General features: G+C 68.7%; 17 protein-coding genes. 12 read left to right on the forward strand and 5 right to left on the reverse strand.

Translation table 11 applies throughout. The features are described from left to right. Positions 1–144 precede the first annotated feature (144 nt). Together V3391_RS10070 and V3391_RS10075 are read right to left on the reverse strand one after the other, a co-directional pair. Entirely contained in the window at positions 145–1,839 is a 1,695-nt protein-coding gene (locus V3391_RS10070; protein WP_332078274.1) for a proline--tRNA ligase, read from the reverse strand. A 74-nt stretch (positions 1,840–1,913) separates the two neighbouring features. Further along, positions 1,914–2,324 carry a DUF4124 domain-containing protein gene (locus V3391_RS10075; RefSeq protein ID WP_332078275.1) on the reverse strand — a complete coding sequence of 137 codons (411 nt, stop codon included), beginning with the start codon at positions 2,322–2,324 and terminating at the stop codon, positions 1,914–1,916. A 107-nt stretch (positions 2,325–2,431) separates the two neighbouring features. Between V3391_RS10075 and pssA the strand changes: the two genes are divergently transcribed. The 4 genes from pssA to V3391_RS10095 are packed head-to-tail and all read left to right on the forward strand — an operon-like array spanning position 2,432 to position 4,799. After that, positions 2,432–3,202, forward strand: coding sequence for a CDP-diacylglycerol--serine O-phosphatidyltransferase (gene pssA, locus V3391_RS10080; RefSeq protein ID WP_332078276.1), 771 nt, complete (start codon positions 2,432–2,434; stop codon positions 3,200–3,202). Then, positions 3,199–3,453: a hypothetical protein gene (locus tag V3391_RS10085; protein WP_332078277.1), complete on the forward strand. Its 255-nt coding sequence runs from the start codon at positions 3,199–3,201 to the stop codon at positions 3,451–3,453. The genes pssA and V3391_RS10085 overlap by 4 nt, the downstream gene beginning before the upstream one ends. Beyond that, a complete protein-coding gene (gene rimI, locus V3391_RS10090; protein ID WP_332078278.1) occupies positions 3,443–3,949 on the forward strand; it encodes a ribosomal protein S18-alanine N-acetyltransferase in 507 nt (168 codons plus the stop codon). The genes V3391_RS10085 and rimI overlap by 11 nt, the downstream gene beginning before the upstream one ends. 55 nt (positions 3,950–4,004) lie before the next feature. Then, a complete protein-coding gene (locus tag V3391_RS10095; RefSeq protein ID WP_332078279.1) occupies positions 4,005–4,799 on the forward strand; it encodes an NYN domain-containing protein in 795 nt (264 codons plus the stop codon). 19 nt (positions 4,800–4,818) lie between these two features. Here V3391_RS10095 and V3391_RS10100 read toward each other — a convergent pair whose 3' ends face one another. Continuing rightward, positions 4,819–7,050: a primosomal protein N' gene (locus tag V3391_RS10100; protein ID WP_332078280.1), complete on the reverse strand. Its 2,232-nt coding sequence runs from the start codon at positions 7,048–7,050 to the stop codon at positions 4,819–4,821. 458 nt (positions 7,051–7,508) lie between these two features. Between V3391_RS10100 and V3391_RS10105 the strand changes: the two genes are divergently transcribed. Beyond that, positions 7,509–8,471, forward strand: coding sequence for a hypothetical protein (locus tag V3391_RS10105; RefSeq protein ID WP_332078281.1), 963 nt, complete (start codon positions 7,509–7,511; stop codon positions 8,469–8,471). After that, complete coding sequence (locus V3391_RS10110) at positions 8,458–9,102, forward strand: DUF3106 domain-containing protein (RefSeq protein ID WP_332078282.1); 645 nt, start codon at positions 8,458–8,460, stop codon at positions 9,100–9,102. Before V3391_RS10105 ends, V3391_RS10110 begins: the two co-directional genes overlap by 14 nt. 19 nt (positions 9,103–9,121) lie before the next feature. Here V3391_RS10110 and V3391_RS10115 read toward each other — a convergent pair whose 3' ends face one another. After that, on the reverse strand, positions 9,122–10,291 hold the full coding sequence (locus tag V3391_RS10115) for a DUF3667 domain-containing protein (protein WP_332078283.1): 1,170 nt from the start codon (positions 10,289–10,291) through the stop codon (positions 9,122–9,124). A 179-nt stretch (positions 10,292–10,470) separates the two neighbouring features. Between V3391_RS10115 and V3391_RS10120 the strand changes: the two genes are divergently transcribed. Together V3391_RS10120 and sppA are read left to right on the forward strand one after the other, a co-directional pair. Continuing rightward, positions 10,471–11,850 (forward strand): MATE family efflux transporter, encoded by a 1,380-nt coding sequence (locus V3391_RS10120; protein WP_332078284.1) that lies wholly within the window; start codon positions 10,471–10,473, stop codon positions 11,848–11,850. Between the two features lie 117 nt (positions 11,851–11,967). Further along, positions 11,968–13,863 (forward strand): signal peptide peptidase SppA, encoded by a 1,896-nt coding sequence (gene sppA, locus V3391_RS10125; RefSeq protein ID WP_332078285.1) that lies wholly within the window; start codon positions 11,968–11,970, stop codon positions 13,861–13,863. A gap of 72 nt (positions 13,864–13,935) precedes the next feature. Here the strand turns inward: sppA and V3391_RS10130 are convergent, their stop codons facing one another. Continuing rightward, positions 13,936–14,964, reverse strand: coding sequence for a sugar kinase (locus V3391_RS10130; protein WP_332078286.1), 1,029 nt, complete (start codon positions 14,962–14,964; stop codon positions 13,936–13,938). A gap of 193 nt (positions 14,965–15,157) precedes the next feature. On the opposite strand from V3391_RS10130, the gene V3391_RS10135 reads away from it, so the two are divergent. The 4 genes from V3391_RS10135 (at position 15,158) to pelA (ending at position 23,403) form a co-directional block, all read left to right on the forward strand. Continuing rightward, positions 15,158–17,938 (forward strand): TonB-dependent receptor, encoded by a 2,781-nt coding sequence (locus V3391_RS10135; protein WP_332078287.1) that lies wholly within the window; start codon positions 15,158–15,160, stop codon positions 17,936–17,938. 275 nt (positions 17,939–18,213) lie between these two features. Further along, positions 18,214–21,369 carry a TonB-dependent receptor gene (locus V3391_RS10140; protein WP_332078288.1) on the forward strand — a complete coding sequence of 1,052 codons (3,156 nt, stop codon included), beginning with the start codon at positions 18,214–18,216 and terminating at the stop codon, positions 21,367–21,369. Between the two features lie 31 nt (positions 21,370–21,400). After that, positions 21,401–22,345: a pectinesterase family protein gene (locus tag V3391_RS10145; RefSeq protein ID WP_332078289.1), complete on the forward strand. Its 945-nt coding sequence runs from the start codon at positions 21,401–21,403 to the stop codon at positions 22,343–22,345. Between the two features lie 8 nt (positions 22,346–22,353). Then, positions 22,354–23,403 carry a pectate lyase gene (pelA, locus tag V3391_RS10150; protein WP_332078290.1) on the forward strand — a complete coding sequence of 350 codons (1,050 nt, stop codon included), beginning with the start codon at positions 22,354–22,356 and terminating at the stop codon, positions 23,401–23,403. Positions 23,404–23,420: the final 17 nt, after the last annotated feature.

The following is a 23,420-nucleotide window of genomic DNA, read 5'->3' on the forward strand; positions in this document are numbered from 1 at the left end:
TCCATTGGCATGGGCGGCATCTTAATCCTGTTTATCCCGGGCCGACAAACACCGCGCACACGGCGGCGCGGCCCGCTCGTGCAGGCCGCGTGAACATTCGGGATTATCCGGCGGTAAATGCCGCCGGTTTCGCGCAGGAAACCCTCAGCCGCGCAGGCGCGAGAACAGCGCCTCGCGATCGAGATTCTCCGATTCGCTGGCATGGCGCGCGCGATACTCGAACGCGCCCGATTCCAGTCCGCGCGCCGAGACCACCACGCGATGCGGAATGCCGATCAGTTCGATGTCGCCGAACATCATGCCGGGGCGCAGGCCGCGGTCGTCGAGCACGGTTTCAAAACCGGCCGCGCCGAGCTCGCGGTACAGCGCGTCCGCGGCCTCGGCCACGTGCGCCTCGTTCTTCGGATTGATCACGCACACCGCGACCTGCCACGGCGCCATCGCGAGCGGCCACACGATGCCGTTGGCGTCGTGGTTCTGTTCGATCGCCGCCGCGACGATGCGCGACACGCCGATGCCGTAGCAGCCCATGAAGGGCACGGTCGCCTTGCCGTTGGCGTCGAGCACCTTGAAGTGCATGGCCTCGGCGTACTTGCGGCCGAGCTGGAACACGTGGCCGACCTCGATCCCGCGCGCGATCTTCAGTTCGCCGCCGTCTTCGGCGCGGTCACCGGCGACGACGTCGCGGATGTCGGCGACCACGTCGGCCTCGGGCAGATCGCGGCCCCAGTTGACGCCGGCGATGTGGAAGCCGGTGGCGTTGGCGCCGACGACGAAATCGGCCAGTGCGGCGACTTCGAGATCGGCGACGACGCGGATCGGCTTCGCTGCGCCGATCGGTCCGAGGAAGCCCGGCGCCGCGCCCAGATGCGCGGCGATTTCCGCTTCCGTCGCCATGCGGTAATCGCCCAGGCCGTCGACCTTGGCGAGCTTGATCGCATTGACCGCATGGTCGCCGCGCACCAGCGCGAGGACGAAGGTCTCGCCGGCCATCAGCGCGATCGACTTCGCGGTGCGCGCGAGCGGAATGTCGAGCAGGGCGGCGACGTCTTCGCAGGTCTTCTGCGTCGGCGTGTCGACCTTGCGCAGGGTTTCCGATGCCGCCGGACGCGGCGCGGGCGCAGCGGCGCGCGCGGCTTCGACGTTCGCGGCGTATTCCGAGCCGGTCGAGAACACCAGCGCGTCTTCGCCGGAGTCGGCGATGACGTGGAATTCCTGCGAGGCGTCACCGCCGATCGCGCCCGAATCTGCCTGCACCGAGCGGAACTCGAGACCCAGACGGGTGAAGATGCGCGTGTAGGCCGCATGCATGGTCTGGTACGACGCGGCCATGCCGGCCTCGTCGATGTCGAACGAGTAAGCATCCTTCATCAGGAATTCGCGCGCGCGCATCACGCCGAAACGCGGGCGGATCTCGTCCCGGAACTTGGTCTGGATCTGGTAGAAATTCACCGGCAGCTGCTTGTAGCTGGCCAGTTCGCTGCGCGCGAAATCGGTGACGACTTCCTCGTGCGTCGGGCCGAAGCAGTACCAGCTCTCCTTGCGGTCCTGCATCTTCAGCAGCTGGCCGCCGAACTTCTCCCAGCGGCCGGTTTCTTCCCACAACTCACGCGGCTGCACGGCCGGCATCAGCAGTTCGATCGCGCCGGCGGCGTTCATTTCCTCGCGCACGATGCCTTCGACCTTGCGCAGCACGCGCAGGCCCAGCGGCGACCACGTATAGAGACCGGCGCCCAGCTTGCGCAGCATGCCGGCCTTGAGCATCAGCTTGTGGCTGGTGACCTCGGCATCGGCGGGCGTTTCTTTCTCGGTGCGGAGATGGAACTGCGACAGGCGCATCGGCGGCTTCTGGCTGGGAACGGGGGGCGATAGTGTGCCACGCGCCCCGCGCGTGCCGGCCTGCCGGCCGGGTGTCAGCGGCAGTAGGCGCGGACCGCGGCTTCCGACAGCGCGAGCTGGTCGGCGCGTTCGCTGCCGGCGAGTTCGCGCGGCTTGCCGTCGGCGCCGAGCTGCTGCACCGCGCCTTCGCCCTTGAGTGCGGCAACGTTGGTCCGGGCGAGTGCGCACTGGCTGTTGTCGCCCCCCGCACTGGCGGTGGTCGCCGCCGGCGCCACCGCGGGTGCGGCCGCCGGTGCAGGCGTGGCCGCCGTGGACGACGCGGCGTTGCCGTGCACGTTGCGCACTTCGAAACGCGTGCCGGCCGGCGGCGGTGTCTGCGAATAATGGGTGACGCCGCGCGCGTCCTTCCAGCTGTAGACCTCGCTGGCGGCGAGTGGCGCGGCGGCGATGAGCAATGCAAGGGCGGTCACGAAAGTGCGGCGCATGGCGGTCCCCGGCAGGTGCTCGAATGTGGCGGCGATTGCAGCACTCCGGGGCCGCAGGCGCAACCGCTGTCGCCGGCCGGCCCGATGCAGGCGCTACACTGGCCCGCATGAGCCAACCCGACCCGACCCCGCGCCGCGGCCGCGGCATCTACCTGCTGCCGAATCTGTTCACCACCGGCGGCCTGTTCGCGGGATTCTTCGCGATCATCGCCGCATCGCAGGGCCGCTTCAGCGCCGCCTGCATCGCGATCTTCGTCGCCGCGGTGCTCGACGGCATCGACGGCCGGGTCGCACGCCTGACCAATACCCAGAGCGAGTTCGGCGTGCAGTACGACTCGCTGGCCGACCTGATCAGTTTCGGTCTGGCGCCGGCGCTGGTGATGTACCACTGGTCGCTGATGGCGATGCGCCTCGACGGCACCACGCTCGGCAAGATCGGCTGGCTGGGCGCATTCCTCTACGCCGCCTGCGCGGCGCTGCGTCTGGCGCGGTTCAACAGCCAGGTGGCGACGGTCGACAAGCGCTATTTCGTCGGCCTGGCGAGTCCCGCGGCGGCGGGCCTGATGGCGAGTTTCGTCTGGACCTGCCACGAGCTCGACTTCACCGGCGACGCGCTGCGCTACGTCGCGCTCGCGGTCACGGTGGTCTGCGGCCTGCTGATGGTCAGCCGCATCCGCTACACCAGCTTCAAGGGCAGCGGCACCGGGCCGAAGTCCGATCGGGTGCCGTTCGTGGCGCTGGTCGTCGCAGTCGGCCTGCTGATCGCGATGTGGGTGGATCCGCCCAAGACCCTGCTGATCGCCGCCGTGCTTTACGCATTGTCCGGTCCGACGCTGTGGCTGCTGCGCCGCCGCGGAGGCGCGGAGGCCGCCTCGTGACCTGGGATGCGCTGCAGATCGCGGCGCTTGATGCGCTGGGCCACGACCGCTATCGCGTGCAGGTGCCCGGGCAGGTGTTGCCGGACGACCCGCTCGTCGACCCGTTGCTGCGCGCTGCCGGCCTGAGTCGCGAAGGCGACGGGGCATTCGCCTTCGTGCGCAGTCTCGGCACGTTGGCCGATCTGCGCTCGGCGTCGGCCAAGCGTGCCCTGTGGCCGCGGCTGCGCCGGTTGCGCCGTCATGGTGGCTGAGCCCGACACGCAGTCGACGCCGGATGCCGCCGCTGCGGCGCGCGACTGGTCGCTGCGTCCGATGCGCGCGACCGATGTCGACGCGGTCATGGAGATCGAACTGCGCGCGTATCCGTTCCCGTGGACGCGCGGCATCTTCGACGACTGCCTGCGCGCGGCGTATCCGGCGTGGGTGCTGCACGTCGACCGGCGACTCGCTGGTTACGGTGTATTGAGCGTCGCGGCCGGCGAAGCGCACGTGCTCAACGTCTGCGTCGATCCCGACCTGCAGGGCCGGGGTCACGGCCGCCGCCTGTTCCGCGCGCTGGTCGATCTGGCCCAGCAGCACGGCGCGCAGCGCGTGTTTCTCGAAGTGCGACCGTCGAATCCGAATGCGGTCGCGCTGTATCACGACGAAGGGTTCAACGAGATCGGCCGGCGGCCGCGTTACTACCCCGCGCACAACGGCCGCGAGGACGCGATCGTCATGGCCCGCGAACTGTTCGGCGCGGACTGAACACCCCGCCGCGTTGCATCCGGCGCGCGCTGCGCGCCCCGACCGGAGAGCCGCCTTGGGCGAACACACCCGTATCGACAACGAAAAACGCATCGCGCTGCTGATCGATGCCGACAATGCACCGGCGGTGAAGATCGACGTGATCCTCGCCGAGGTCGCACGCCACGGCGTCGCCAACGTGCGCCGCGCCTACGGCAACTGGAAAAGCCAGCATCTGGTCGGCTGGGAGAAAGTGCTGCACGAATATGCGATCCGCCCGATCCAGCAGTTCGCCTACAGCACCGGCAAGAACGCGTCCGACATGGCGATGGTCATCGACGCGATGGACCTGATGTACGCGCGCAACCTCGACGGCTTCGCGATCGTGTCCAGCGATGCGGATTTCACTCCGCTGGTGATGCGGCTGCGCAACGACGGGTATGCGGTCTATGGCTTCGGCCAAGAGAAAACGCCGACGCCGTTCGTCAAGGCATGTTCGACGTTCCTGTATCTGGAGAAACTCCGCGCGGCCGACGAGGTCGACAGCGGCGGCACGACCAAACCGCGCACCGGCGGTGAGCTGCAGGCCGATCGCGAACTCGTGCAGCTGCTGCGCAACGCGGTGTCCGCAGGCGCCGATGACGCCGGCTGGTCGCATCTGGGCGAGGTCGGCAGCCATGTGCGCAACCAGGGCTCGTTCGACGCGCGCAACTACGGCTATCGCAATCTCAGTGCATTGATCGATGCGACGGGACTGTTCGAAGTGCGCCGGGTCGGGCAGGCGGTCGAGATCCGCGAGGCGCCGAAAAAGCCTGCCGCGCAGCAGGCGTCACGTGCACGCGGTCGCCGCAAGCCGGCGGCCACCGACTGACGTATCGCGTCCGGTCGATTCAGTACAGATCGACCGGATCCACATCCAGCGACCAGCGCGCGCGGCGCGCTTCGGGCAGGGCGTAGATCAGCGGCAGCGCCGCATCGAGAATCGCGTGCAGGCGCGGGCGCTGGTCGGTAGCGATCAGCAGTTGCGCGCGGTATACGCCTGCGCGGCGCGGCATCGGTGCGACCACCGGTCCATCGAGCAGCAACGTCGGCATGCCGCCAGCGTCGCGACCTGCGTGCGGCGCGAGCACGCGGCGCGCGGCTTGCAGGAACGCCATCGGCGGTTCGGCCTGCTGCGATTCGGCGCGCAGCAGTGCGAGTGGTGCGAACGGCGGGAATCCCGCGGCCTCGCGTTGCATCAGTTCTTCCGCGGCGAAGGCGTGATAGCCGCCCTGGATCAGCGTCAGCAGCAGCGGATGTTCGGGATGGTGCGTCTGCAGCAGCACCTGACCGGCTTTCTCCGCGCGCCCGGCGCGTCCGGCGACCTGGATCAGCAGTTGCGCGAGTTTCTCGCCGGCGCGGAAGTCGGCCGAGAACAGTCCTTCATCGATACCGACCACGCACACGAGCGTGAGATTCGGCAGGTCGTGACCCTTGGCCAGCATCTGCGTGCCGATCAGGATGCCCGGCTGGCTGCCGAGTTCGCCCAGTAGATTTTCGAGCGCATCGCGTCGACGCGTGCTGCCGCGGTCGATGCGCAGCACCGGCACATCGGCGAAGCGCGCGGCCAGCAGTTCCTCGATGCGTTCGGTGCCCACGCCCTGCGGCTGCAGACCGAGACTCGCGCAATCCGGACACGCCAGCGGCGCGCTCGCGCGATGGCCGCAGTGATGACATTGCAGGCGACGTCCGCCGGCGTGCACGGTCATCGGATGCGGGCGATCGGGCGTGCTGCAGCGCGGGCAGTGCGCGCTCCAGCCGCAGTCGTGGCACAGCAGCACCGGCGCATAGCCGCGGCGATTCTTGAACACCAGCACCTGTCCGCCGGCGGCGAGCGCGGCGGAGATCGCCGCGAACATCTCCGGCGACAGACCGGCCTCAAGCGGGCGCTTGCGCACATCGAGCACGCGCACGGTCGGCGGTTTCGCCGCGCCCGCGCGATGGGTCAAACGCAGATGCGCGTAGCGGCCGGAGACGGCGTTCTGCAGCGATTCCAGCGACGGCGTCGCGCTGCCCAGCAGCACCGGCACGTCGAGCGCCTTGGCGCGCACCAGCGCGAAGTCGCGCGCGTGGTAGCGGATGCCGTCCTGCTGCTTGTAGCTGCCGTCGTGTTCCTCGTCGACGACGATGAGCCCGGCATCGGGCAGTGGCACGAACACCGCCGAGCGCGTGCCGACGACGACGCGCGCCTCGCCGCGCGCTGCAGCCGCCCAGACACGCGCGCGTTCGCCGTCGCCCAGTCCCGAATGCAGCGCATGCACCGGCACGCCGAGGCGGGCACGGAAGCGCGCGAGCGTCTGCGGGGTCAGGCCGATCTCCGGCACCAGCACCAGCGCCTGTCGTCCGCGCGCCAGACAATCCGCGATCGCCTGCAGGTAGACCTCGGTCTTGCCGCTGCCGGTCACGCCATCGAGCAGCAGCGCGGCGAAACCGGTGCAGGCGGCGACCGTATCGACCGCCTGCTGCTGTTCGTCGTGCAGCGCCGGCCCTGGCTGTGGCGTGGGTGCCAGCTGGGAGGCCGGAATCGCGAAGCGTTCGGCGAGGCCGCGACCGGCCAGCGTGCGCGCGGCGGCGCGCCAGCCGTCCATCGCCAGGTCCAGCGCGTCTTCGTCCCTGGGCGTGGGGGCGAGCAGGGCGGCCAGGCGCTGCGGGCGGCCACCGGCTTTGAGTCCGGACAACGCGGTCCGACCGGCTTCGGTCAACCGCCAGGCCCAGGCGTGGGTATCGGGCAGCGCCTCACCGCGGCGCAGGGCGGCGGGCAGGGCCGTCGCCAGCACTTCGCCCAGCGGCGCATGGGTGTAGCGGGCGAGCCAGCGCAGCGAGGCGGCCAGCTCGCCGTGCAGCAGCGGAGCGTCGTCGAGCCACTCGAGTGCCTCGCGGAGCGTCTGCGCGGGATCGTCGGGGGCGCCGACGCCCGCCACGACGCCGACCAGTTCCCGGGGCCCGAACGGCACCCGGACCCGGCGTCCGACATCGCCCGGTCCGACGGCGGCGCCGGCGGGCGCGCGATAGTCGAACAGGCGCGGCAGCGGCACCGGCAGGGCGATCTGGAGGACGGAAAGGGCGGCGTTCGGATCGGGCACCTGCAAATTCTATCGGCTCGACCGGCGCCTTCCCTCATTTGCGCGCCCAACCTCCCTTGACTTGTACGTTGTCGCTGCAAGTGCCGGAAAGAAAAGGGATTGCCGCTTATCCACATGATCTGTGGATAAGCCTGTGCATACACCGCTTCGAACACGACGTTATGCGGTATTCAGTGGGGTAAAGGATATGTTGGACAAAAAAGTGCCATATGGGTAATCCACAATGGAATCAAAGGCTTGGCCGTGAAACATTGTTGTCATGCAGCATCGGCATGTGGCCTTCTTCAGCTGGATGACAGCGTTGTGAACCCTGTGAACAACCACTTGCGCGCGTCGGCGCCTGTGGAACGTTTGCGCAACGATCTGTCAAGGCTTGGGCCGCGGCGGCGGATGGCTATGATGCGCGGTCGCACACGCCGGCCCCGATGACCACGCCTCCCCAGTCAGCTCCACCCGGAATGTCCTCCGCCGTCGCCGCGTTCCTGCGCGGGGTGGAGCGGCGCGCGGCCGCGTTCGCGCAGTGGCAGAGCGGCGACATCGAGACCGGCGACGCCGCGCTGGCCGCCGCGATGACCGATTTCGGCCAGCTGGCGACCAATACCCCGTTCCCCGATTGGCCGCGCCGGTTCTGGGCCCAGCTGCTGGCGGCGCCGGCGCTGCGCGCGCCCGCGGTGCTGCCCGACGACGCCGATGGTCTGCCCGCACTGGCCGGTCTGTCCGGCGGTCCGCGCGTCACGGTGCTGCTGCGGATGGTGGCCGGCCTGCCGGAACACGAAGCGGCCGCGGTTCTGGGCGTCACCCGGGCCACGTATCGACTGGGCCTGCAGCGCGCCTTGCCGCATCGCGAGGACGGCAGCCCCGATCCCGACGCCTGGCGTCGCATCGCCGAGGCCGCGCAGGCGGCGATCCGCGCGCTGCCGCCCGATCGCCTGGCGCGCCTGGCCGGCCTGCGCGAGGCCGCGCTGCGCGGCCAGGTGCCGCCGCTGCGCCGGTTTCCGTTGCAGCGCGCCGTCGCTGCGCCGCCCCCGGCCGAAGCTGCGCCGTCGCCGCCCCGGACCCGTGCCCGCTGGTTGTGGCCGGCGCAGGCGGTGGTTCTGGTCGCGATGCTCACCGCGCTGGCCTGGACCTGGCGCGATGCGTTGCCGGGCGGCGGTCTCGACGACGACACGACGATCCGGATCGAAGCTCTGCCGGATGCCCAGTCCCCGGCAGCGACCTACGACGACGAGGTCGCGCTGCTGACCGCGCCGGACTTCGAACTGCTGACCGAATCGGAAAACGCGCCCTGGCGCGAGGACCCCGCGTTCTACGCGTGGCTGTCCACGCAGATCGAAACACCGACCGACGACACCCGCGACGCCCATCTCGACGACGTGCCGGACGATGCCGACGGCATGGAGACCACCGATGCCGATCTCTGAGCGCGTGCGCCGCTTCGCTGGCGTCGCGGGGCTGCTGCTCCTCGCCGCGCCGCTCGCGCAGGCCGCCCTGCCGCCTGCCTTGAAGGCCGAATCGTTGCCGGCCGCCGAACGCGCACAACTCGAAGCCCGCGCCGCACGCCTCGCGCAGATGACCCCGGCCGAACGCGACGCATTGAAGGCGCGCCTGGCGGCGTGGCAGATCCTGCCGGCCGGCGAGCGTGCACGCCGGCGGATCGCCTGGCAGGCGGCCGACGCCCTGCCGCATGCCGAGCGCATGCGGCTGCAGCAGGCGGCCGCGCATTTCGAGACCCTGCCCGAGCCCGAGCAGCGCGAGCTGCGGCTGGCCTTCGAACAGCTCGATCTGAGCCTGCGCCGCGGCTGGCTGCTGGGCCCGGTACTCGGCGCCGATTGGCCGCGCCTGCATTCGCTGTTCTCGGCGATGCCCGAAGACCAGCGCGGCCCGGTGCTGCTCGCGCTGCGTGCGACGTCGCTGCAGGCGCGCGACGATCTCGCCGCCCTGGCCCAGCGCACGCCGCCGCAGGAGCGCGACGCGCTGCGTGCGCAGTGGCTGGCGGTGCCGGCCGATACGCGGGACGCGTGGCTGCGTGCGCGGGTGGCCGGAACGCCCTGACGGCGTTTCGAACGCGACGCTACAACGCGTACAGCGCGTAGCCCGCCATCGGAATCGCGACGCTGAGAAACAGCGCGAAGTACGCCATGCCGATGATCGCGAACTTCACCAGTGTCCACGGCCACGACTGGCCGTACACGCGCTTCTGCATCAGCAGCAGATAGACCGGCATCGCCCACAGCAGCAGGATCTGCGCGACGCCGACGATGCCCGTCGACCACGCCGCGTGCGTCGCCAGCCAGGGCGATGCGAGTGCACCGCAGAGCACCAGCAACAACGCCAGCATCAGCGCCGCGTGGCTGTAGAGGCCGACGACGACGTGCTCGAGATACAGCCGACCCTGGAACAGGTAGAGCAGCTTCAGCAGCACGGCGAACAGCGGTACCAGGATGAAGAGCGCGGTCGGTGCGACGCCGAACAGGGCGCGCACGAAGATCTGCGGATCGTTGTTGAACCGTTCGATGTTGCGCTCGATGCGTTCGCCGATCGGACCGCCGATGGTCGGCGGGCCGGATGTCGACGCGTCGGCGTCGTCGGGCGCGGGTGTCGTCGCGGCCTGTGGACCGGTGTCCAATGTGGCGGCACCGGGCGCCGCATCGGGGGCGGTCGGCGCCGCGCCGTCGGGCGCGAGTGCCGCGATCCGGGCCTGCGCCTGCGCGCGCACTTCCGCCGCGGCGACGTCGAGTTGTGGGCTCACGCCCGGCAGTGCGCCGACGGTGCGGCGGGTTTCGGCGATGCCGGCCAGTGCGTCGTCGCGCATCGTCCGCACCTCGTCGACGGTCTGCGCCTGCGAGAACTCGGTGGCGACATCGTCGGTGCGCACCATCTGGCCGGGCTGGACGTCCTGCATCGCGTCCTGGACGACGAACTTGGCGACGAAGAACGTCAGCAGCGTCAGGATCACGAAGAGCCGCATCGGTGCGACGTAACGCACGCGATGGCCGCCGAGATAGCGGTTGGCGATGCGGCCCGGCACGAACAGGTCGCGCAACGTGCGGAAGATGCGACCGTCGAGATGCCAGAACGATTCGAAGACTTCCTCCACCGCGTGGGCGACGTTGCGCACCGGGCTGTGCGTGGACTGGCCGCAGGCATGGCAGAAGTCGCCCTGCAACGGCGTGCCGCAGTTCTCGCAGGCGGACGGGTGCGCGTCGTCGGACGGCAGCGGCGGCAGGGCGGCGTGGGACATGCGCGGACGGATTCCTGGCAAGGCCGCAGCGGCGCGGCCGCGGACACGGAAAAAAGCAAGATATGGGCGCCGCGCGTGTCGCTCCCCTGCGCGGCGTGCCGGTAGAATGCGGTCCTTCGCGCCCCGGTGCCAGCGCACGCATCCGTCGTACGCGCGGCCGCAGCCGCAGAGCCGTTCCCATGTCCTCCGCAATCACGCCGCCGCCCTTCGGTCACGAGGTGCGGCGCACCGCCGTTCTGGCGGCCCCGCTGGTCGCCGGCCACGTCGCCACCGGCCTGATCGGTTTCGTCGATTCCGTCATCGCCGGCCACCACGGCACCGCCACGCTGGCGGGTGTCGCCGTGGGCACCGCGATTTTCTGGCTGCCGCTGATGGTGCCGATGGGCACGCTGATGGCGGTGCCGCCGTCGGTGTCGCAGCTCGACGGCGAAGGCCGCCACGCCGAGGTCGGCCCGCTGTTCCGGCAGGCGCTGTGGCTGGCGGCGGGTCTGGGCGTGGCGCTGTTCGGGCTGCTGGCGGCGCTGGCCGCCGGGCTCGGGCCGTTCGGCATCGCGCCGGACATCGTGCCGGGCGCGACCGCGTTCCTGCACGGCATCCGCTGGGGCGTGCCGGCGCTGACGCTGTATTTCTGCATGCGCTATCTCAGCGACGGCCTGCACTGGACGCTGCCGACGATGGTGTTCGGCTTCGGCGGTCTCGCCGTGCTGGTGCCGATGGGCTATGCGCTCGCGTTCGGCTGGGGCCCGTTCCCCGAGGGCGGCGCCGGTGGGCTGGGCATCGCGTCCGCGATCATGATGTGGACCCAGTCGATCGCATTCGCCCTGTATCTGGCGCTGTCGAAGCGGTTCGCGCGCTACCAGCTGTTCACCCGCTTCGACCCGCCGCGCTGGACGGAGATCCGCGCGCTGCTGCGCACCGGTCTGCCGATCGGCGTGACCGTGACGATGGAAGGCAGCCTGTTCGTCGTGACCGCGCTGCTGATCGGCCGGCTCGGCGAGATCGAGGCGGCGGCGCACCAGATCGCGATCAACGTCGCGGCGCTGTGTTTCATGGTGCCGTTCGGCCTGGCCGAAGCGACCACGGTGCGGGTGGGCAATGCGATCGGTCGCGGCCTGGGCAGCGCCGGCGTGCGCCGGGCGGGCTTCGCCGGCCTGACGCTGGTGCTGGTGACGCAGACGGTGTCGGGCGTGCTGCTGCTCCTGGGCCACGACCACGTGGTGCGCATCTACACCGAGGATGCGGCGGTCGCCGCGCTGGCCGGTTCGCTGCTGCTCTACGCTGCCGCGTTCCAGTTTCCCGACGGCATCCAGGCGCTGTCGGCCGGCGCGCTGCGCGGGCTCAAGGACACGCGCGTGCCGATGTTCCTCGCCGCGGCCGCGTACTGGGGCGTGGGCATGGCGCTGGGCGCCACGCTCGGTCTGGGGCTGGGGTGGGGGCCGAAGGGCATGTGGATCGGCCTGATCGCCGGCCTCACCGTCGCGGCCGTGCTGCTGGGCACCCGTTTCCTGCGCAGCAGCCGGCGCGTGCCCGCGCCGACCCTGGACCCGACGGCACAGTGACGACCGGCGCATGCAATGCCCTGCCGCGCCCGGTAGGCTGCGTGCTGGGCGGACCCGTGGCCGCACCGCTGCCGGCGGCCACGACCCGCGATTTCTTCTGATGGAGCCGTTTTACGCATGAGTACTGTGCAGCCACGCGCGCCGCTGACGCGCTTCATTGTCGGCATCTGGGACGGGATGAATTTCATCCGCCGGTTGATCCTCAATTTCCTGTTCTTCGGCCTGCTGTTCCTGGTCGCACTGCTGATCCTCATCGCGATCGTCGGCGGCGGTTCGCGACAGTCGCCGCTGCTCGAGCGCACCACGCTGGTCATCGCGCCGGAAGGCGCGCTGGTGGAGCAGTACAAGTCCGATCCCTTCATGCGCGCGCTGGCCGAGAACAGCGGCAGCGGCGTGGGCGAAGTGCAGCTTCGCGACGTGCTGCGCGCGCTGGAAGCGGCGAAGACCGACGACCGCATCGAACGCGTGCTGCTGCGCACCGACCGCATGACCTTCTCCGGTTACGCGTCGATGCGCGAAGTGGCCGAAGCCATCAGCGAAGTGCGTGCGGCCGGCAAGCAGGTCGTCGCGTTCGGCGAGTATTTCGGCCAGCAGCAGTACCTGCTCGCCGCGCAGGCCGACGAGGTCTACCTGGATCCCGAAGGCGGCATGATGCTCGAAGGCCTGGCCGGCTATCGCCAGTACTACCGCGAGGCGCTGGCCGACAAGCTCGGCGTGGACGTGCATCTGTTCAAGGTCGGCGAGTACAAGTCGGCGGCCGAGCCCTACATCCTCGACGGCGCGTCGCCGGAGTCGAAGGAAGCCGATCTCTACTGGATGAACGACATCTGGCAGCGGCACATCGCCGACATCGCCAAGGTGCGCGGCACCACGCCCGAGGCGCTCAATGCCGGCGTCGACACGCTGCCGCAGGGCATCGCCGCGGCGCAGGGTGATCTGGCGCAGTACGCGCTGTCGCAGAAGTTCGTCGACGGCCTGAAGACGCGTGGCGAAGTCGAAGACCTGCTCGTCGAGCGCGGCGTCGCCGACGAAGACGCCGAGGGCGGCTTCCGCCAGGTCTCGATGCGCGATTTCCTCGCCCACGTCTCGCCGGCCAGCTCGGCCGCGGACCGTCGCGACCAGGTCGCGGTGGTCGTCGCCGAGGGCGGCATCACCGGTGGCGAGCAGCCGCCGGGTACGATCGGTGGCGAGTCGACCTCGGCCCTGCTGCGCGAGGCGCTCGAGGACGAGCACGTGAAGTCGGTCGTGCTGCGCGTCGATTCGGGCGGCGGCGAAGTGTTCGCGTCCGAGCAGATCCGTCGCGAGGTCGACGCGCTCAAGGCCGCCGGCAAGCCGGTGGTGGTGTCGATGGGCGATGTCGCCGCTTCGGGTGGCTACTGGATCAGCATGAACGCCGATCGCATCTACGCCGATGCGTCGACGATCACCGGTTCGATCGGCATCTTCGCGCTGGTGCCGACCTTCCCGCGCACGCTGGAGAAGATCGGCGTGCGCACCGACGGCGTCGGCACCACGCGCTTCGCCGGCGCGTTCGATCTGACCCGAGAACTGCAGCCCGAAGCCGGCCAGGCGATCCAGGCGATCATCGATCGCGGCTACGCCAACTTCATCGGCAAGGTCGGGGAGGCGCGCGGCCGCAGCAGCGCAGAGATCGACACCGTCGCGCGTGGTCGCGTGTGGAGCGGCACCCAGGCGCTCGATCGCGGTCTGGTCGACGAGCTCGGCGGTCTGCGTACCGCGATCGCCAAGGCCGCCGAACTCGGTGGGCTGGAAGAAGGCAAGTGGCGCACGCGTTACGTGGAGAAGACCGCGACGCCGTTCGGCCGCTTCCTGACCGGCTTCGTCAGCGGCCGTCTCGGCGGCGCGCTGGTCGGCCACAGCGACATCGCGCGCGGCCTGCTGGCGCGTGCGGTGCCGCGGGCGGAGCAGGATCTGCAGCTGCTCGAAAGCGTGATCACCCCGCAGCCGGGTCGTCCGGTCAAGGCGGTCGCGTACTGCTTCTGCGAACTGTGAGGTCGCGCAGCGCCTGACACACGAACGGCCCGCCATTGGCGGGCCGTTTCGTTTACGGGATCGCGATTGCGGTCAGCGGCGCACGTCGAGCCGGCCGCTGTCGACGAGCGCGGTCACGTCGCTCTCGCCGACCAGATTGAAGTCGCCCGGCACGCTGTGCTTCAGCCGCGCCGCCGCGAGACCGAACGCGAGCGTGCGGGCATCGTCGAGACCCGACAGCACGCCGTGCAGCACGCCGGCTGCGAACGCGTCGCCGCCGCCGATCCGGTCGACGATGCCGTCGACGGGCAGGGCGTCGATGCGCTGCACGCCGCCGTCGCGACGCACCAGCAGTGCGCCCAGCGCGTGGCGGTCGACGCTGTGCACCGTGCGCTGCGTGCACGCGATGCGCTGCAGATGCGGGAACGCGGCGAACGCGCGTGCGGATGCCTGCAGGGTGCGTTCGGCGCTGGCGTGTGCGCCGGTCTCGGATGCCTCCGCGCCGAGCACGAGATCGATGTCGCGGTGATCGATGAAGGCGATATCGGCCTCGGCCAGCAGGCCGCGCAGCAGCGGCGCGGGCGTGTCGTTCCACGCGGCCCAAAGCTTGGGACGGAAATTGCCGTCGAAGGACACCGTGGTGCCGCGTGCGCGTGCGGCGCGCACCGCGGCCAGTGCCGCCTCGGCGGCATGCGGGCCCACGGCCGGCGTCACGCCGGAGACGTGCAGGCAGTCGATGCCGTCGAGCAGGGCAGGCCAGTCGTAGGTGTCCGGCGCGGCGCGTGCGAAGGCCGAGTCGGCGCGGTCGTAGACCACGTCGCTGGGCCGCAGACCGGCGCCGGCGGCGAAGAAGTACAGGCCCATGCGGCCCGGCGTGCGGATGACGCGCGAGACATCCACCCCGTGCCGGCGCAGTTCGCCCAATGCGCCATCGCCCAGCGCATTCGCGGCCACCGTACCGGCCAGCGCGGCGTCGTGACCGAAGCGGGCGAGCGACACTGCGACATTGGTTTCCGCGCCGCCGACGTGCACGTCCAGATGCCGGGATTGCAGCAGGAATTCGCGCCCTGGCGCGCCCAGGCGCAGCAACAGCTCGCCGAAACAGAGAATACGTTTGCCCATCGCGGCAATGCCTTTCGATCTGGCCCGGTGGGGGGAGCGGGCATGTGGATGTGGCGGCGCAACATGCTTTGCAGAATCGCCTCTGCTAGCGTTTGACCCGCGGTGTCATTCCGGCACCGGCGAACACCATAACAAGCGCGTCGATGCAGTCAAGACGCGCCGAGACCGCTTCGCACCCTGGGAGGGGAACGACATGACGCAGTTGTTCGGTTCGAAAAAGACACCGGTTACCTTGCTGGCCGCGAGCATTGCGATCGCGCTGCAGGCGGTGGCCATGCCCGTGTTCGCGCAGACCGCCGGGACCACTGCGGACGACGGTGTCGAAGAGACCGCCACCGCCGGTGACGCGACCCAGCTCGAAGCGGTGCGTGTCGTGGGCTACCGCGCCAGCGTCGAGAAGGCGCTCGACATCAAGCGCGGCGAAGCGGGTGTGGTCGATGCGATCGTCGCCGAGGACATCGGCAAGTTCCCCGATCTCAACCTGGCCGAATCGCTGCAGCGCATCCCCGGCGTGGTGATCGCGCGCGACGCCGGCGAAGGCCGCCAGATCACCGTGCGCGGTCTCGGTCCGGACTTCACCCGCGTGCGCATCAACGGCATGGAAGCGCTGACCACCGTCGGCGCGTCCGACCAGAGCGGCGGCTCCAACCGTGGCCGCGGCTTCGACTTCAACGTGTTCGCATCCGACCTGTTCTCGCAGCTGATCGTGCGCAAGACCGCGTCGGCGGACGTCGAGGAAGGTTCGCTCGGCGCGACCGTCGATCTGCGCACCGCGCGTCCGTTCGACTACGACGGTCTGACGATCGTCGGCAGCGGCCAGGCCAGCTTCAACGACATGGCCAACAAGGCCGATCCGCGCGTCGCCGGCCTGATCGCCAATACCTGGGCGGACGGCAAGTTCGGCGCATTGCTGTCGGTCGCCTACAGCGAGCGCCAGGCGCTCGAGGAAGGCAGCGGTACCGGTCGCTGGGCCAATGGTCCCAGCAACGGCGGCTTCAGCGCGGCATCGCCGTTCGCCGCCGCACGCGGCGCGAACGTGTTCCACCCGCGCTTCCCGCGTTACACGCTGATGGAGCACGACCAGAAGCGCACAGGCGTCACCGCGTCGCTGCAGTTCAAGCCGACCGACCGCACCGAGTTCTCGCTCGATGGCCTGTACTCGAAGATCGACGCGATCCGCGACGAGAAGTACATCGAGGCGATCTCCTTCAGCCGCAGCGGTACCGGCAAGCCGCAGACGATCGTGCGCGACGGTGTGATCGATGATCGCGGCGCGCTGGTGTACGGCCTGTTCGATGATGTCGACATCCGCTCCGAGAATCGCCACGACGAGTGGAACACCGTCTTCACGCAACTCACGCTCGACGGCAAATTCGAGGTCACCGACGACTTCACGCTGTCGGGCAAGGTCGGCACCTCGCGTTCGAAGCACGAGAACCCGATCCAGACCACGATCATCATGGACAAGGCGAACGTCGACAATTACAGCTACGACTATCGCGGCGATCCCTACAGGCCGGTGCTGAACTACGGCATCGATCCGCTCGATCCCAACGGCTGGACGCTGGCGGAAATCCGTCTGCGGCCGCAATACGTCGACAACGATTTCGACACCGCGCAGATCGACTTCAACTGGAACATGAGCCCGGGCTTTCGCCTCAAGGGTGGATTGCAGGCGAAGGACTATGCGTTCTCCACCCGCGAATTGCGCCGGGGTTCGGAAGTCTCGGTGCCGCGCTTCGCAAACGGCAGTTTCATCGTGCCGGGTGCGCTCACGGGCACGGGCAATCTGAGCGGCATCGACGGATCGCCGTCGAGCTGGGTCGTGCCCAGCTACGAAGGTATCGCCGATTTCTTCGATATCTACAGCGGCACCGGCACCTTCGCGCTGACCGAGCGCGCTGTGAACACCCGCAGCGTGGAAGAGCAGGATCGTGGTGCCTACCTGCAGGGCGAATTCTCGACGGACCTCGGCTCGATCCCGCTCTCGGGCAACTTCGGCGTGCGTTACGTGCGCACCAAGCAGGCGTCGACGGGCATCGCAACCGCCAGCGGTACCCCGATCGCATCGACGGTGACGCGTGAGTACAGCGACACCCTGCCGTCGATGAACCTCGTTGCCGAGATCGCCCCTGATTTCCTGGTCCGCTTCGGCGCCGCACGCGTGATGTCCCGCCCCGGGCTCGGCTCGTTGACGCCAGGCGTCACGGTCAACGTCAGTGGCGGTGCGCGCACCGTCAGCGGTGGCAATCCGACGCTCGACCCGGTGCGCGCGGATACCGCCGATCTCGGCTTCGAGTGGTACATCGACGAAGGCGCGATGCTCGGCCTGGGTCTGTTCTACAAGGATCTCAAGACGACCATCCAGCCGTCGCGCGAAGTGCGCAGCTATGCCTCCAGCGGCCTGCCTGCAAGCCTGCTCGAAGGCACGGGCGCCACCGTCAACGACGACTTCGTCTTCAGCGTGCCACTCAATACGCCGGGTGGTCCGTTGAAGGGCTTCGAAGCGAACTACGTGCAGCCGTTCACGTTCCTGTCCGGTGTCTGGAGCGACTTCGGCATCCAGCTCAACTACACCTATGTCGACACCGAGATCCAGTACCTGACGGCCTCGGGTGCGAACTCGCTGCGCACATCGTTGCTGGGTTCGTCCAAGACATCGTGGAACGCGACGCTGTTCTACGAGGGCCAGAGCTTCTCGGGCCGCATCTCGGCGACCAATCGCGACGACTATCTGATCCAGGTGCCGGGACAGGAAGCAGGCTTCACCGAAGACGTCCACGGCCAGAACGGCACGACGGTGATCGATGCGTCGCTGCGCTACAAGATCAGCGAGCAGATCGAGCTGAGCCTGGAAGGCATCAACCTGACCAACGAGCCGTCGGAAACCTGGGTCGGCGCCGGCTCGCGCCTGCCGCTCGATTTCAGCGAAACCGGCCGTCAGTACCTGCTGGGCCTGCGCTACAAGTTCTGACGATACGCGTGACCACATCGAAGCCGGAGCGGCGACGCTCCGGCTTTTTTGTGTCTGCGATCGGCGTCGCATGACGAACGCGTCGCACGCACGAAAAAAAGCAGGTTTCACCCCACATTCGATGCCGTCTTGTTGCGTTGCAAGATGCCGCTCGTGCCCCGCGCTGTTAGGTTACGCGCCTCGATGACCATCGGTGTCATTGACGAGACAGAGAGGGCGCGGGACGCGACCTTCCGCACGAGAAGAAGACCACAGGTTTTGGGGAGAGCGCGTTGATGGATCGAATCCGTAGCAGCCGGAAGACACCGGTTACCTTGCTGGCCGCCGGCATCGCCGTCGTCCTGTCCTCGCCGGCGATGGCGCAGCAGCCCGCGGATCAGGCGCGCGCCGTCGACATGGCCGCCGTGACCGTGACCGGCTATCGCGAAAGCCTGCAGAAATCGCTCGACGAGAAGCGTTACAGCGTGGAGCAGGTCGATGCGATCTTCGCCGAGGACATCGGCAAGTTCCCTGACCAGAATCTCGCCGAATCGATGCAGCGCATCGCCGGCATCTCGATCGATCGCGAAGGCGGCGAGGGCCAGCGCATCTCGGTGCGCGGCCTGGGCTCCGACTTTACCCGCGTGCGCCTCAACGGCCTCGAAGCGCTGGCGACGGCCGGCAGCGGCAGCGCCGGCGTCAACCGGTCGCGCGGTTTCGACTTCAACACCTTCGCCTCCGAGCTCTTCAGCCAGGTCAAGGTCAACAAGACCCAGTCGGCGCAGATGGACGAAGGCTCGCTGGGCTCGACCGTCGATCTGCGTGGCTCGCGCCCGTTCGACTTCAAGGGCTTCCGCGCCTCGGCCAGCGCGCAGGTTGGCTACAACGAACTGTCCGAAGAGAACGATCCGCGCGTGTCGGGCCTGATCAGCAACACCTGGGCCGACGGCCGCGTCGGCGCGCTGCTGTCGGCGTCCTACAGCCAGCGCACGATCTTCGAGGAAGGCTACAACCCGGTCCGCTGGGAGCACGGCAACCACCGCAACTCCAACCAGTCCAACGTCGCCAACAACGGCACTTACGGATTCTGTTCGCCGGCCGGTTACAACCCGCAGACGCCGCGCAATCCGCTGGCGAACGAAACGCCGGCCGGTGTCGGCAGCCAGGCCAACCAGGACCGCAACAACGGTTGGGGCAGCTACGGCATCGACGCCAACAACTGCGGCACCGGGCTGCCGCGTCCTGCCGCGACGCCGGAGAACATCGCCGCCTACGAGACCGCGACCAATGCCTGGCTGCCGCGCTATCCACGCTACATCCGCACCAAGCACGACATCGAACGTCTCGGCGTCACCGGCGCGTTCCAGTTCCGGATCAGCGACGACACCCTGCTGAGCTTCGACGCGCTGTACTCCAAGCTCGACAAGGACCAGCGCGAGGATTCGCTGGGCGCGAACCTGCACCGCACCGCCAATCTCGGCGGCAAGACCCAGATCGTCGTGCGCGAGGCACAGGTCGACGACCGCAACCGGCTGCAGTACGGCGTGTTCGACAACGTCGATTTCCGCACCGAATCCAGCCAGATCGAAGAGTCGACCGAGTTCAAGCAGTTCAGCCTGCAGCTCGAACACCGCTTCAACGACGCGGTGCGCCTCGACGCGACGATCGGCCATTCGTCGTCGGACTACGCGCGCCCGATCTTCTCGATGGTCAGCTTCGACAACGCCAACCTCGACGGCTTCGTGCTCGATCTGCGCGGCGATCCCGAGATGCCGAGCATGACCTTCCCGTTCGACACCAGCAGCCCGGATGCGTGGCAGTGGCTCGGTTACGGCGCGGTGCCGGTCAACAGCAACGGCACGGCCCGCGGCGCGAACATCAGCGAAGTGCGTCTGAACCCGAACTACGTCAGCAACGCCTTCGATTCGGCCAAGGTCGATCTGTCGTTCGATCTCAATCCCACGTTCACCTTCCGCACGGGCCTGGCGTGGAAGGACTACGACATGAGCACCGAGGAATACCGGCACATCAGCTACGGCCGCCTGCCGCAGGCGCTGCCGGCCGGGGTGACGATCGGTGATCTGAGCACCACGCTCGACGGCTTCGGCAAGAACCTGTCGGGCAGCATGCCGGCCTCGTGGCTGATTCCGGATTTCGACAGGATCGCCGGTCTGCTGAACATCTACAGCAACGCCGACAACGGCGTGCCGGGCGGCGACTACCGTCTCGCCGGCATCGGTCACTTCGGTTCGTCGAACAACAACTTCTCGGTCAACGAACGCAGCATGGCGACCTACGCCCAGCTCGACTTCAACACCGATCTGTTCTCGCGCGCACTGCGCGGCAACGTGGGCGTGCGACTGGTCAAGACCCAGATCAGCGCCGCAGGCTGGGCGCCGTGCCCGACGGGCGGCGAGGCGAACTGCGAGCGCGTGTTCGGTGTCGCCAATGCGACGTCCGCGGCCGGCGACCGCTTCGTCGTCGAGAGCGTCGTCGGCCACAACTACACCGACGTGCTGCCGTCGCTGAATCTCTCCTGGGATCTGACCGATACCTTCGTGATGCGCTTCGGCGCGGCCAAGACCATGGCCCGTCCGACGCTGACCTACATGTCGCCCAGCGTCACCGGTGGCCCGACGAACTTCTTCGACGATGGTCGCTTCTACTCGATCAACCTCGGCAACCCGAAGCTCGATCCGTTCCGCTCGACCAACTTCGACCTGAGCGCGGAGTGGTACTTCGGTGAGGGCGCCCTGCTGTCGGCCGCGGTGTTCTACAAGGACATCGAGACCTACGTGCAGCGCACGCGTCTGCTGAGCACGTGGTCGGAGCTCGGCTACTCGCTGGATCTGCTGCCGCCGGGCTTCAACGCCAATACGATCTTCAACGTGCAGAGCTACTACAACACCCCCGGCGGTCCTTTGAAGGGCTGGGAGCTGACCTACCAGCAGCCCTTCACCTTCCTTTCGGGCTTCTGGAGCAAGTTCGGTGTGCAGATGAACTACACGCATGTCGATTCGGACATCGAGTACATGTTCAGCACCGCGGCCAGCAACAACACCGCGGTCGTGACCCAGATCACCGAGAACCAGCTGGTGAACCTGTCGCCGAATTCGTACAACGCCACGCTGTACTACGACGACGGCCGCTTCAGTGCGCGCGTGTCGACCAGCTACCGCGACGGCTACATCGGTGAGGTGCTGAGCCGGGAGAACATCGTCGATCTCGACGGCAACCAGTTCGGGACCGCCGACGTCACCGGCAAGCACAGCGTGCGCAACGTGGACTTCAACACCTCGTACAAGCTCACCGACAAGCTGAGCCTGACGTTCGAAGCGGTCAATCTGCTCGACACGCCGGACCGCCGCTACGTCGATTCCGACCTGATGCTGCCCGACCGTTACACCACGACCGGTCGCCAGTACTACGTCGGTGCGCGCTATCGCTTCTGAGGCCTCCCTGCGTCACCCGCTGCCGTCGCGGATGCGACGGTGGCGGGGGCGTGTCTGCCTCGCACTGGCATTGGCACTGCTCGCGCCGGCCGCCCTGGCCGAGCGCGTGTTCGACGTCGGCACTGGCGACGCTGCATTCGATGATGTGCAGGCCGCGGTCGATGCGGCAGTCGCGGGCGACGAGGCCGCCACGATCCGGATTGCGGCGGGCATCTGGCGCGGCGTCGTCGACGTACCGCCGGGTGCACCCGCGTTGCGTCTCGTCGGCGCGGGCACGCAGCACACCCGCATCGTCCAGAATCACTACGCGAGCCGGATCGATCCGCGCACCGGCCAAGCGTTCGGCACCTACGGCTCGGCGACGCTGTTCGTGCGCGCCGACGATTTCCACGCCGAACATCTGACCATCGCCAACGACGCCGGACCGGTCGGGCAGGCGGTGGCGCTGGTCGTCGACGGCACGCGCGCCTCCTTCGATGACGTGCACCTGCTCGGGCATCAGGACACGCTGTATCTGCGCAACGCTGGAACCCGTGCATGGTTCCGCGACTGCCGCATCGAAGGCACGGTCGACTACGTGTTCGGCGCGGCGACCGCGCTGTTCGAGCGCTGTGCGCTGCATTCGATCGGCGACGGCTATGTCACCGCGCCGTCGACGCCCGCAGACCAGGCCCACGGCTTCGTGTTTGACGACTGCACCCTGACTGCCGCGCCCGATGTGAGCCGGGTGTATCTCGGCCGTCCATGGCGGCCGCATGGCGCCACGCGCTTCGAGAACTGCCGCATCGATGCGCCGGTGCCCGCCGAGGGGTGGCACGACTGGGGCAAACCCGACAACCAGGCCACCGCACGCTTCGCCGAGCATGGCAACACCGGCCCGGGCAGCGCGCTCGACGGCCGCGTGGCCTGGCTGCGTGATACCGCGGCCGCACCCGACACCGCCACGCTGATGCAGGACTGGAGACCTTTCGAATGAGATGTCCGATGCGTGGGTTGCAGTGTGCCGTGCTGCTGGCAGGCCTCGTCGCGGGCACCGCCGCGTTCGCCGCCGGTGCGGATCCCGTCGCCGAACGCATGCTGCAGACGCAGACCGCGTCCGGCGGCTGGCCCAAGCATCTCGAGGGCAAGGCCATCGACTACGCGAAGCCCTTCGATGCCGCCGCGAGCGCCGCGCTCGCGCAGGCCGATCGCGCAGACGACGCGACGATCGACAACGACGCGACCACGCGCGAGATCGCGCATCTGGCGGACGCGTGGCGCACGCACGGCGACACGCGCTATCGCGATGCTGCCGTGCGCGGCGTCGACTATCTGCTCGCCGCGCAATACGCCAACGGCGGCTGGCCGCAGTTCCATCCGGACCGCTCCAGCTATCGCGGCCAGGTGACCTTCAACGACGACGCGATGACCCATGTCGTCGGCCTGCTGCAGGACATCGCCGAAGGCGAGGGCGCATTCGCGGCACTGCAGCCTTTGCGCGGCGACGCCGCGGCGGGTGCGGTCGAACGGGCGATCGCATTGATCCTCGACCTGCAGGTCCGCATCGACGGCACGCCGACGATCTGGGCCGCGCAGTACGACGAGACCACACTGCAGCCGGCCACCGCGCGCAGCTACGAGTTGCCGTCGCTGGCGAGCGCGGAATCGGTCGCGATCGTGCGTCTGCTGATGCGACAGCCACCGTCGCCGCGCGTCGTCGATGCGATCGAGAACGCCGCAGCCTGGTTCAAGACGCACGATCTGGAAGACACCGCGATCGAACGCATCGGCCGCGACGGCGCGCGGCCGCGCGACGTGCGCCTCGTCGCGCAACCGGGCGCGACGGTCTGGGCCCGGTTCTACGATCTGCAGCGGCAACGGCCGTTGCTGGTCGATCGCGGCGGCGCGGTGGTCGCGTCGCTGGCCGACATGTCGCAGGAGCGCCGCACCGGCTATGCCTGGTACGGCATCTGGCCGCAGGCGCTGCTGGAAAAGGATCTGCCGCAATGGCGTCGCCGCCATGCGCTGGAGGGCCGTCGGGCCGACAATCCGTAATGACGTGCCGGCTGCGG

This window comes from Luteimonas flava, assembly GCF_036584485.1.
Classification (GTDB): domain Bacteria; phylum Pseudomonadota; class Gammaproteobacteria; order Xanthomonadales; family Xanthomonadaceae; genus Luteimonas; species Luteimonas flava.